Genomic DNA, 11,542 nt, shown 5'->3' on the forward strand with positions numbered 1-11,542 from the left:
AGCGTGGTCCGCTTTGGCTTGTCGTTCGGGGTCAGCGCGTGGCCTTCGGGCCGCTCGCCAGAAGAATGACGGAGATGATGATGAGACCGGTGAGGATGAGGCGGATGCCCGCGCCGAAACCATAGGTATTCAGCATCGAGACCACCAGGAACATGAAGAGCGATGCGCCCCATATGCCGGGCACGTTGGAATCCCCTCCCGCCACCGCTGTGCCGCCAATGACAACGACGGCGATGGACATCAGCAGATATTCCGAGCCCATGTTGAGCGCCGCACCGCCGGAGAAGCTGGCGAGCAGATAACCCGCAATTGCCGCCAGCACCGCACAGAGGACGTAGGTGACGAAGCGTGCGCCATCCACGGGAATCCCGGTCATGCGCGCAGCGAAGGTGCTCTGGCCGATGGCGGCAATCCAGCGTCCGTAGAAGGAGCGGTCCAGCAGCAGCCATGCAATGACGGAAAGCAGCAGGGCGACCAGGGCGACGTTGGGAATGCCGAGAAAACTCGATGTGGCGAATGTGGCCAATGTTTCCGGCGGCTTGATGCGCAGGCCGCGGTTCGACCAGATGGCGATGGACTGCACGATGAAGCTCATGGAGAGCGTCGCGATGATCGGCGGGATGCGCAGGAGCTTGATCAGGGCATAATTGCCGATGCCGATGGCGATACCGATGAGGATGGCGATCAGCAATCCCGGCAGAATGAGGCTGTCCGATACATCCATGAACTTCAAGGCAAGCGTCCCCGACAGCGTCATCGTCGCGGGAACGCAGAGGTCGATATTTCCGGGCCCGAGCGTGATGACGAACATCTGGCCGATGCCGACGATGACAGAAAAGGCCGCGAAGGTGAGTGCTGCGTGCGACAGGCCGAATGAGCTTGCGCCGCCAGTGAAGAGCACGGTGATGATCCAAACCGCAATGGTTGCGGCAAAGGACCAGATCCACGGTTTTCTGGTGAGGGAAGAGAGCCCGTTCATTGATTTTTCTCCCGCTTTTCGAGACGGTTGAGCAGGATGCGCAATGCCAGCACAATGATGAGGATTGCACCTTGCGCGCCAATCTGCCAGTCCGGCGAAATCCGCATGAAGGAGAGGAAGGAGCCTGCAAGCGTCAGCGTCAGCGCGCCGATGACGGCACCGATGGGCGATACTCTTCCGCCGACGAATTCGCCGCCGCCGAGGATGACGCCGGCAATCGACAGCAGCGTGTAGCGCAGCGCGATATTGGCGTCGGCCGATGTCGTCAGGCCCACGAGGGCGATACCGGAGAGCACCGCGAAGAAACCGGCCAGCGCAAAGGTAGCGGCGCGGATGCCGATGACTGACCAGCCGGAACGCTCGACAGAGCGGAAATTTCCGCCGACGCCGCGCATCAACACGCCGAACGAGGAGCGCATGACGATGTAGTGGGCGATGACCGCAATCAGGATACTGGCGACGATCGCGATCGGCACGAAAGGCGGTTTCGCCGTCATCAGCGTGCGGATGAAGGCAGGCGCCTGGCCGCCGGGCGAGGGGAGAATGAGCACGGCGAGGCCGCCCCAGACGAAACTCATGCCGAGTGTGACGACGATGGAGGGCAGGGCGCGGATATGGATGATGGCGCCGAGCAGTGCATAAACCGCGATCGCCCCGGCAAAGATCGCAATACCGAGGAATGGCGTCGTTTGCAGGAAGGTCGCGGTGACGCAGGCGCAGAAACTGACGAAGGTGCCCATCGACAGGTCGAGATCGTTGACCGACATGATGAGCATCTGCGCAATGGTGGCGAGTGCAATCGGCACTGCCAGATTGAACAGCAGGTTCAAGCCGGTGTAGCTCATGGCACGCGGCTGCATGTAGAAGACCGCGGCGAGCAGGAAGGCGAGCGAGGCGGCGGGAATGATGAGGCGGAGTGCGTTTGCCGAAAGTTTCATGCGTGGTCTTCTCCGGCAAAGGAAGCGGCCAGCACATTCTGTTCAGTGATGTCCTCGCCCACCAGTTCGGCCTGAATGGCGCCGTCGCGGAAGACATAAACCCGGTCACAGAGACGGATTTCATCCATCTCGGTCGAGTACCAGATGAAGGTGCGGCCGTGAGAGGCTTCAGTTCTCAAGATATCGTAGACCTCCTGTTTGGTGCCGATATCGACGCCGCGCATCGGATCGTCCATCAAAACGGTGCCGGCGGTGGTGGCGAGCGCACGGGCAAAAAGCACTTTCTGCTGGTTGCCGCCGGAGAGAGACAGGATCTTGTTGCCCATGTCGGGCGTGCGAATTTCGATACGCTTTTTCCACTGCGCGCCCAGTTCGCTCTCCTTGCTCCTGTCCACAATGCCCGCGGATGAAATATCCCGCAGCGACGCGATGGAGAGGTTCTTCAGGATGCTCCACAGCGGGAAGGTGCCGTTGAGGCTGCGGTCGCCCGCGACGAAAGCGATATCGGTCTTGCGCGTCGGCAGCCAGCTGCTGTTGCGGGCAAGATAGAGGTCGAGAAGCGCTTCGGTCTGGCCATGGCCGCCGAGGCCGGCAAGGCCGATGATCTCTCCGCGGAAAGCCTCGAAGGCAAGGCCTTCGCCCCGGCGCGCCGGCATGGAAAGCACCTCTTCGCCCGCCTTGCGGCTCTCACCCTTTTGCCTGTCCTGCGGCTTGACGACGCTGCCCATGGCCTCCACCAGCGTCCGCGTGGTGAATTCGGCGGCGGGCCGGTTGGCTACCACGCGGCCATCCTTCATGACAACGATGCGGGTGGCGGTTGAAAGAATTTCACCGAGAATATGCGAGATCAACAGAACGGAGCCGCCGGTGCGCACAAAACGCCGGACATAATCCATCAACTGTTCGGCAAGGCCCGCGTCGAGCGAGGATGTCGGCTCGTCGAGAATGACCAGCCTCGGGGCTTCAGGCGTGCGGCAGAAATTGATGGCGATTTCCACCATCTGCCTCTCCGCAATGGAAAGCTCGGCAATCGTCAGTTCGCAATCGATGCCGTGGCCGGGAAAAATCTCGTCGAGCGTCTTGCGGATCATGGAAAGAGCGCGACTGCGCCAGTTCCGCCCGTTCATGGCGGCATGCATGATGCGGACGTTTTCGCTGATTGTCAGGTTGGGGCAGAGCGAGAGTTCCTGAAAGACGCAGCGCACGCCGCTCGCACGCGCAGCGGCTATGCCGTGGCGGTTCTGGTCCCCACGATAGGAAATGGAGCCTTCATGCGGTGTGAGCCCGCCATTGATGACATTGACGATGGTGGATTTGCCCGCGCCGTTGTGGCCGACGAGCCCGAGGCATTCCCCGGCGCGGATGACGAGATCGGCCCCGTCCAGCGCCCTGACCGCGCCGAACACGACCTTCACGCCGCGCGCGGCGACGACTTCTTCCGCCTCGATGATGTCATTCATGAGCAATTACGCCAGTGATCTGAAATTGAATGTGGGATAACTGCGGCGCTTCCTTCGAAAGCGCCGCAGGGTCAGGTAGGAACCGCGGGTTACTTCGCCGCGGAAATCACCTTCTGGGCATCCTCAAGCGAATATTCCACATTCGCCACGCCACCCTTCTGGGTGTTCTTGAGGTTGTCCTCGAGATTGGCCTGGTCGATGCGCAGGAAGGGAACCGTCAGGTCCTTCTTCACATCCTTGCCGTCGAGAATTTGCTGCGCCACCCAGAAAGCCAGCGTCGAAACACCGGGTGCGATGGAGACGGACATGGTCTCATAGCCGCTCGCATCCTTCTGCTGTTTCCACCATTGCAGCTCGTCTTCGCGGTTGCCCATGACGATGGTCGGCGTCGGGCGCTTGGCGGCGGCAAAAGCCTGGGCCGCACCGTAACCGTCACCACCCTGCGTTACGACGGCCGCGATCTCGGGAAGGCTTGGCAAAATGCCGGCAACGGCGCGCTGGGCGACATCCTGTGCCCAGTCGCCATTGACCGAACCAACGATCTTGAATTGCGGGTTCTTGGCGACGGCGTCGACAATACCAGCATGGATTTCGTCATCCACGGAAACACCGGCTAGGCCGCGAATTTCGAGCAGGTTGCCGCCCTTCGGCATGGCCTTGGCAAGGTAGTCGATCTGGCTTGCGCCCATGGCCTTGAAGTCGACCGCAATGCGCCATGCACAAGGCTCGGTGACGATGCCGTCGAAGGATACGACGGTGATGCCCGCATCGCAGGCTTCCTTAACCGCGCCGTTGAGTGCAGTCGGCGAAGCGGCGTTGATGACGATGGCGTCGTAACCCTGCAGGATCAGGTTCTGGATCTGCGCCGCCTGTTCGGTCGCCTGGTTTTCGGCTGTCGTGAAGGCGTCAGCTGCGGCCACCTGCTTGTCGGCAACCGCCTGCTTGGTGATCTTGTCCCAGCTGGTCAGCATCGCCTGACGCCAGGAATTGCCTGCGTAATTGTTAGAAAGCGCAATCTTTTTTGCCGACGTATCGGCATGAGCGGTGATCGGCAGCGCTGCACATGCGACAGCGGCCGATGCCAGAAGCATCTTCCTGAAAGCCATTTGATTTCCTCCCTCGTGGCTTGCCCTTTTCGAGCCCGGAATTCTCGCACGCCGCAAATCTCCTCGGCGGCAGGCGGAATTCCTTTGCACTGGAGCTCCTTTCCCCAGTAGAAGCGAGAATGACCAAGAAGATTCGGCTTGTATAGGCGGATCGCGGCAATCTTCCTGCGGATTTCCGCATAAAGCTTGCGGGAACCCGCAGGACGAAAGGCCACTGCCGGGCGCAGAATGAAGAATGCGGACCCGATGGGTTAAATCTTCGCCGCAGGGATTGGAGGCAGACGCTTGGGAGGGCGTCCGCACATGCTGGATACGCCGAAAAGCGCTCTTTTTCATCACTATATGGGCATTTCGAGGCTGCTCGCCGGGCAGCTGGAGTTTAATGCCATCATTCAGGCGGTAGCAACCGAGATCAGCCATATCATCCCGCATGATCACATGGATGTCTGCATCAAGCAGCTGGATGACAAGTATCACATTGCCTATGAGAGCGGTCTGGTCAGCGCCTGGAGCCGACAGCCGCCCGCACTTCTCACCGGAAGCCCGATCCGGTCGCTGTTGTCGGGCTCGGTCGAATATCTTTTAAGCGGCGACGCCTGTTCCGATCCGCGCTTTCATTTCGAAGGGTCATTTTCCAGCCCCATCATCGAACTTGGCCTGCACAGCCGCCTGCATGTCCCCATGAAGGTGCATGGCGACATCATCGGCGCGCTCAGTTGCTCGTCGCACCAGTCGAACGCCTATACGATGGAAGATGTCACCAATGCGCGCGCCGTTGCGGATTTGCTGGCACCCTATTTCTACGCCATTCGTGCCGCTGAACAGGCCAAGCGCTCGGCCATCGAGGAGGCGCGCGCCAATGCCCGCGAAGAAGGCCTGCGCCTCGGCGCGCTGCAATTGACGGAAGCGCTGGAGGCCGAGCGGCAGCGCATCGGCATGGACCTGCATGACCAGACTCTGGCCGACCTGACGCGGCTTGCGCGGCGTATCGAGCGAATGAGCCACACTCCCGATATTTCCGGCGAGATGCTGGAGCCGGTGGTGCGCAGCCTGCAGCATTGCATGCAGGATCTACGCGAGATCATCGAGGAGGCGAAACCCTCGATCCTGCAATTGTTCGGCGTCGTTGAAGCCATCGAGACCTATGTGGACCGCTCCGTGCGCGACAGCGGATGCGCTATCGACTGGTCAGTGAAGGACGAGACGGAGGGGCTGGTTGAAAGGCTGGACAAGACGGTGGCCATATCGCTCTTCCGCATCGTGCAGGAGGCCGTGAACAATGCCATTCGCCATGCCCAGCCCGAAACGATTGCCGTGAGACTGGCCGCAATCGACGGCGGGTTGCGGGTGACCGTGAGCGATGACGGCAATGGCGGCGGTGACAGTGGTGCCCCCGGCGGTCTCGGCATGGGCAACATGAAGACGCGGGCGCGGCTGATCTCTGCCCGGTTCGACAGAGGCGGCAACCGTGATGGGGCGGGTACATGCATCACCGTCACCCTGCCTGCGGGCGCTTTCAATTTCCGGGAGGAGATGTGACATGGACGTGCTCATCGTTGAGGATGATGCCCTGCACCGGGCCTATCTAAACGAGGCGGTAAGAGCCGCCCTGCCGGAATGCGACAAGGTGCTGGAGGCGGCAAACGGCAGAACCGGCGAAAAGCTGGCGCGGGAAAATCGCGCCGCCCATATCGTCATGGACTTGCAGATGAACGAGCGCAACGGCATCGAGGCGGCCCGCACCATCTGGAAGGAAAGGCCGGATACCCGCATCCTGTTCTGGTCCAATTATTCCGACGAAGCCTATGTACGTGGCGTTTCCCGCATCGTGCCTGAGGGTGCCGCCTATGGCTATGTGCTGAAATCCGCCTCCGATGATCGCCTGCGGCTGGCCCTTCGCAGTATCTTCATCGAGGCGCAATGCGTGATCGACCGGGAAGTGCGCGGCCTGCAGGAGAAGAGCCTCGGCAAGGCGCATGGCTTTACCGATTCCGAATATGAAATTCTTGTCGATGTCGCGCTTGGACTTACCGATAAGGCGATTGCGCGCCGGCGGAACCTGTCGCTGCGCAGCGTGCAGAACCGTCTGCAAAGTCTCTACGAGAAGCTGAACGTGCATCAGGCGGCCGGCGATGACGAGGCGGAAGGCCGGTATAATCTTAGAACCCGCGCCGTTACCGTCGCTTTCCTGCGCAAGCTTTTGAATTACAGCGCGCTGGAAAAGGCCGAACGCGAACTGGCGGAATGGGTGGGAGGCCGCTGACCTGTCAGGGTAAAAAGGCCAGCAGACGTCGTTCATCCGCCCTGAGGCCGGAGACGGGTTTTGCCCCGACCTTCAAGATGCGGCTGAGCTTTTTCTGGGCCTTTTCCTCCGTGGCGATATCGAGAACAGCGGGGTGCACATAGCTCTTGCGGCAGATGGCAGGCGTATTGGAAAGCTCGGTCGCCGCAGCCTGGCACATGCCTTTTATGCTCGGTTTTTCACCGGCTGCCACATGCTCCATGGCGTTGCAGAAGGCCGCGAGCGTTCCGCCCCAGGTGCGGAAGGTCTTGGCGGAAATGCCCTGGCCGCCGATGCGTGAGAGATATGCGTTGAGATCGCTGGAATCGACGGAGTGAACCCGGTTTTCACTATCCTGCCAGACGAAGAGTTCCTTGCCGGGAAGATCGGCAATCTCCTCCAGGATTTTCTGTAGCCGCGGGTGTCGCAATTGCCTTTTCACCTTCTGCCCGCCTTTGGCGGCGAAGCGCAGTTCAATGGTTTCACCGAAGGAAACGTGGCGCTTGAGCAGTGTCGTTGCGCCATAGGTGCCGTTACTCTCAAGATAGGAGCGATTTCCGACGCGCAAATAGGCGGCATCAAGCAACAGGGTGAGGGCTGCAAGCGTCATTTCCTGCCCGTGGTCCTGTTTACCGACGTCGGCCATGGCGCGACGGCGGATGGCAGGGAGCGCCCTTCCGAAGCTTTTGAGCTGGAAGAACTTCGTTTCTCCCCTGAGCGTATGCCAGTCGGGATGATAACGATATTGCTTTCGGCCGCGGGCATCAAACCCGGTGGCCTGCAGATGCCCCGACGGGTCGATGCAGATCCAGACATCCTTATACGCGGGCGGTACACCGAGCGATTTGATGCGCTTCAGCTCATCACTATCGCAGAGGAGTTCGCCGCCCGGCAGCCGATAACAGAAACCGCGCCCGCGTTTCTCGCGGGAAATACCCGGTTCCTGATCACTGACATAGGCAAGTCCGATTTTGGCAAGAAGGCGGGTTGGCGGCTGTGGCATTGTTTTTCCCGGCAGGTTTCACGCTGCGGCAAACGAAAAACAGGCCGCCTTCGTTCCGGCGGCCTGCTGTTCCTGTCATGGCTTTCTCAGGTGGCCTTGGCGATCCGTAAAATTTGCGAGTTGCCGCCGCCGCGTTCTTCAGTCACGGCGTAGACAGCGCCATCCGGACCCACTTTCACATCACGAATGCGCGCTTCCAGCGGCAATCGGCTTTCCGTCGCAACCCTGTCGCCGTCAATGTGCAGGATGACGAGGCCTTGGCTCACCAGACCGCCGACGATGAAGGCCCCCTTCCACTCGGGAATCTGGTCGCCGTCGTAAAAGGCCATGCCGGACGGGCCGATGACGGGGTCCCAATAATAAACCGGCTGTTCCATGCCTTCCCTCGCGGTGGCGCCTTCGCCAACGGACCGGCCGCTATATTCGACGCCGTAGGTGATCACCGGCCAGCCATAATTGAGGCCCGCCTTCGGCAGGTTCAGCTCATCGCCGCCTTTCGGGCCATGTTCCACTGTCCAGAGCCTGCCCTGTCCATCCAGCGCTGCCGATTGGAGGTTACGGTGGCCATAGCTCCATATCTCGGGGAGGGCGTTCTGCTGGCCGGCGAAGGGGTTGCCCTCGAAGGCCTTGCCTTCGGCATCAATGCGGAAGACCTTGCCGAGCCCGCTCGAGAGGTCCTGCGCCTGCACACGCGGCGTTGCGTCTGAACGTTCACCGACAGTGACGTAGAGCTCATTGTTCTGGCCGAAAACCAGCCGTGATCCGAAATGCTTGTCGCCATCATAGGTCGGCATCTGGCGGAAGATCACCGAGACGTCTTCCAGTTTCGCCGCTCCACCGTCTTCTGTCAGTTTGGCCGATGCGACGGAGGTGCCGTTACCGCCCTCACGCGGCTCGGAAAAGGAGAAGAAGATTTTACTGGAGGTTTCGAAATCGGGCGCCAGCGCTATGTCGAGAAGCCCGCCCTGTCCATCGGAAGCCACCTCCGGCACGCCTTCTATCGCCGGCCCGGCCTTGCCGTCAGCGACGATATGCATGGCGCCCTCCTTGGCAGCGACGATCATGCGACCATCGGGCAGGAATTCCATGGACCACAGATGCGGCAGACCATCGGCGACGACGGTTTTTTCGATGCTCGGCTGGGCAGCAGCCTGCGGCGCGCGCGTCTGGCCCTCAAAAGCCGGTTTCTGATCCGGCGCATTCGGCCGTTTCGTTTCGGCAGCCGGGGCGGTCTGTGCGTTGGCTGCACCGGCCAAAGGAACGGCAAGCATCGCGCACAGGATCGTCGAATTCAGAAATCGGTTGTTGTGGAACATGGGTCTCCCTTCCGTCGTTTAGGTCACGCAGGAAACCATTTGGGGAGGATTTCGTTTCCTTCGACAGTTTCAAGAAAACTTGATCATTGCGTGTGCAGGCGTCACGCTCTTTTCTCATCCATGCGAATTCATAGGGAACCGCGAGCCGTGCGCTGCGTTTGGCCTCTGTTATACGGAGGGCGCCATGCAAATCATCGACAACAAGACCATAGACGCGAACAGAACCAAGCCGATCCTCAACGTGGCGGAGTTCTGCCGCCGTTATCGGCTCGACAAGGCTGAGGAAGTCAGGCTCAGAAAGCTGTTCGGTGAGTTCGCCTCGCGGCATGAGCTTCTGATGAACGCGCAGCGAAAGCCGAACTTCCGCTGATCATTCATCCTCGTCGTGGGATTTTCCGAAGATCATGAAGACATCATAGCGGGTGTTCTTACCCAGTATCTGATGTGAGGGCCTGCGAACACCCGGCATCGGGTCGGCGCGGAGCGGCCACTTCAGAACCACCCGCTTCGTCGCATTCTCCAGCGCAGCCTCCATCAGCTCAACCTGGTCCGGGTCGGCGCCGACCAGTTCTCTCAGCACCCGCATCTCTTTTTTCACCAACGCCGTGTTTTGGCGCGGCGGATGCATGGGGTCGACAATCACCACCTCCGGTGACAGCTCTTTCAGCAGATGCCGGGAGTCGCCGTGGAGCAATGTCATGCGCGCCGCCGCGTCGGCATAAGCGCCGCCCGCTTCCAGTGCACGACGAATGCCGTCAGCGAGGTGTGCGTGCATTTCCGGCGAGCGCTCGATGAGGGTGACGTCAGCCCCGAGCGATGCGAGCAGGAAGGCGTCTCGCCCGAGGCCAGCCGTGGCATCGACGATTTTTGGCGTGCGGCCCTTGGTGAAACCTGCGGCCTTGGGCAGTGCCTGTCCGCGCCCCTCGCCGGAACGAAAACGGTGCCCCACCGCGCCGCCGACGAAATCCACCACGAAACTATCGTCTTGTTCCTTCATATCGACCTCAGAACGGAGAGGGCACGGTATAGATGACATCCCGGCCGTCCGGATGACGGAATGCCACTTCCTGCGCATGCAGCATCAGGCGGGGCGCGGCGGAGAGCGCCTCACCTTCGGCATAAAATTCATCGCCGAGAATGGGATGGCCAAGCGCCTTCATATGTACCCGCAATTGATGGGTGCGCCCGGTGAGGGGAGTGAGCGCCAGCCGCGTCGCTGGAAGCGGCAGTCGTTGCAGCACCTGCCACAGGCTCTGCGCGGACTTGCCATTTTCGTGGTCGACCCGGTGGCGGGGCTTGTTTTCGGGATCGATGGCGAGCGGCAGGTCCACTTCTCCGGCCTCTCCCTCAACCTCTCCCCAGACAATGGCAACATAGGATTTGCGCGTCTGGCGGTTTTCAAACTGCGACGCAATCGCCGCATGCGCCCTGCGGTTCAGTGACATCAGCACGATGCCCGAGGTGTCCTTGTCCAGCCGGTTGATCATCAGCGCTTTCGGGAACTGCTTCTGCACACGCGTCATGAGGCTGTCGGAAAGCGCCGGATCGCGCCCCGGCACCGATAACAGCCCGCTCGGCTTATCAAGCACCAGCAGATCGTCATCGCGGTGCACGATGGTGAGCCAAGGGTCGAGTGGCGGATTATAGATAGGGTTGGAAAGCTCGGATGACATGTCGCTTCCTTAGCACGAATTGCGCATTCGGACAGGCGCTAGAGCATTTCCAGGAAAGGTGGCCCCGGTTTTCCGACCGGAAATGCGCCAAAATAAAGAGTTAGAGTGTTTCCGCGATTCGAAGAAAAGCGAAAACTCTAGTCGGGAATATGGAGATTGACGCGTCCGCTGGTCAGGTCGCTAAGGAGCCGGGTCAGTCGTTCGGTTTCCTCGGCCGGAACCGAGAGCACCATATCCGCGCCGGTGCCGGTAAAGTCCTCCCTCTCAAGCCGCAGGTTCGGCGTGGCGGAAAGGCGTGATTTCACCAGTGCCAGGTCTGAGAAAGGGCAACTCAGCGTGGCGCTGACATAAGCGATGACCGGTGACGTCTCGCCGAGGCGAAGACAGGCCGCCGCCGTGCCGCCATAAGCGCGCATCAGCCCGCCGCTGCCGAGCAGAATGCCGCCAAACCAGCGGATGACGAGAACCGCGACATTGTCGAGTGCCTGACCGTCGATAGCCTGAAGGATCGGTTTACCGGCCGTTCCCGAGGGTTCGCCGTCATCGCTAAAACGATAGGTCTGACCGCTTCGCCAGGCCCAGCAATTATGGTTTGCATCGGGATCGGAATGTGCCGCGAGGAATGTCTTCGCATCCTCTTCACCCGTCACCGGCGCGGCAAAGGCGATGAAGCGGCTTTTCTTGATATCCTGCGAAAAGGTGACGGGGCGGTCGAGCGTGAACATGGGCGCTTCAATATCGCATATATTCGCCTGCGGAAATCGCTATAAGGCTTTCAACGGTGAA

Annotated in this window: 12 protein-coding genes; 3 read left to right on the forward strand and 9 right to left on the reverse strand. The window is 60.5% G+C overall.

All coding sequences use genetic code 11. From position 1 onward, the window contains the following. Window positions 1-31: 31 nt before the first annotated feature. The 4 genes from WA845_RS15515 to WA845_RS15530 form a co-directional block, all read right to left on the reverse strand. Window positions 32-979 (reverse strand): ABC transporter permease, encoded by a 948-nt coding sequence (locus WA845_RS15515; protein ID WP_004437622.1) that lies wholly within the window; start codon window positions 977-979, stop codon window positions 32-34. Beyond that, complete coding sequence (locus tag WA845_RS15520) at window positions 976-1,917, reverse strand: ABC transporter permease (protein ID WP_112555348.1); 942 nt, start codon at window positions 1,915-1,917, stop codon at window positions 976-978. The genes WA845_RS15515 and WA845_RS15520 overlap by 4 nt, the downstream gene beginning before the upstream one ends. Beyond that, window positions 1,914-3,377, reverse strand: a complete 1,464-nt coding sequence (locus WA845_RS15525; RefSeq protein ID WP_337322446.1) for a sugar ABC transporter ATP-binding protein — start codon at window positions 3,375-3,377, stop codon at window positions 1,914-1,916. The genes WA845_RS15520 and WA845_RS15525 overlap by 4 nt, the downstream gene beginning before the upstream one ends. A gap of 89 nt (window positions 3,378-3,466) precedes the next feature. Beyond that, window positions 3,467-4,483: an ABC transporter substrate-binding protein gene (locus WA845_RS15530; RefSeq protein ID WP_004437634.1), complete on the reverse strand. Its 1,017-nt coding sequence runs from the start codon at window positions 4,481-4,483 to the stop codon at window positions 3,467-3,469. Between the two features lie 303 nt (window positions 4,484-4,786). On the opposite strand from WA845_RS15530, the gene WA845_RS15535 reads away from it, so the two are divergent. Both WA845_RS15535 and WA845_RS15540 read left to right on the forward strand, forming a co-directional pair. Beyond that, entirely contained in the window at window positions 4,787-6,022 is a 1,236-nt protein-coding gene (locus WA845_RS15535) for a GAF domain-containing sensor histidine kinase (RefSeq protein WP_004437637.1), read from the forward strand. A gap of 1 nt (window position 6,023) precedes the next feature. Next, window positions 6,024-6,746 (forward strand): response regulator transcription factor, encoded by a 723-nt coding sequence (locus tag WA845_RS15540; RefSeq protein ID WP_004437639.1) that lies wholly within the window; start codon window positions 6,024-6,026, stop codon window positions 6,744-6,746. A gap of 4 nt (window positions 6,747-6,750) precedes the next feature. On the opposite strand, the gene WA845_RS15545 is transcribed toward WA845_RS15540, so the two are convergent. Together WA845_RS15545 and WA845_RS15550 are read right to left on the reverse strand one after the other, a co-directional pair. Beyond that, window positions 6,751-7,767 (reverse strand): DNA topoisomerase IB, encoded by a 1,017-nt coding sequence (locus WA845_RS15545; protein WP_004437641.1) that lies wholly within the window; start codon window positions 7,765-7,767, stop codon window positions 6,751-6,753. An 86-nt stretch (window positions 7,768-7,853) separates the two neighbouring features. Continuing rightward, window positions 7,854-9,083, reverse strand: coding sequence for a PQQ-dependent sugar dehydrogenase (locus tag WA845_RS15550; RefSeq protein ID WP_112555352.1), 1,230 nt, complete (start codon window positions 9,081-9,083; stop codon window positions 7,854-7,856). Between the two features lie 184 nt (window positions 9,084-9,267). On the opposite strand from WA845_RS15550, the gene WA845_RS15555 reads away from it, so the two are divergent. Next, window positions 9,268-9,453 (forward strand): hypothetical protein, encoded by a 186-nt coding sequence (locus WA845_RS15555; RefSeq protein WP_004437649.1) that lies wholly within the window; start codon window positions 9,268-9,270, stop codon window positions 9,451-9,453. On the opposite strand, the gene WA845_RS15560 is transcribed toward WA845_RS15555, so the two are convergent. The 3 genes from WA845_RS15560 to WA845_RS15570 form a co-directional block, all read right to left on the reverse strand. Continuing rightward, entirely contained in the window at window positions 9,454-10,080 is a 627-nt protein-coding gene (locus tag WA845_RS15560) for a class I SAM-dependent methyltransferase (RefSeq protein WP_044459481.1), read from the reverse strand. 7 nt (window positions 10,081-10,087) lie between these two features. Next, window positions 10,088-10,756, reverse strand: a complete 669-nt coding sequence (locus WA845_RS15565; RefSeq protein WP_112555354.1) for a pseudouridine synthase — start codon at window positions 10,754-10,756, stop codon at window positions 10,088-10,090. A gap of 137 nt (window positions 10,757-10,893) precedes the next feature. Next, window positions 10,894-11,481, reverse strand: coding sequence for an IMPACT family protein (locus WA845_RS15570; protein ID WP_044459479.1), 588 nt, complete (start codon window positions 11,479-11,481; stop codon window positions 10,894-10,896). Window positions 11,482-11,542 lie beyond the last annotated feature (61 nt).

This window comes from Agrobacterium sp. CMT1 (assembly GCF_037203725.1).
Taxonomy (GTDB): domain Bacteria; phylum Pseudomonadota; class Alphaproteobacteria; order Rhizobiales; family Rhizobiaceae; genus Agrobacterium; species Agrobacterium pusense.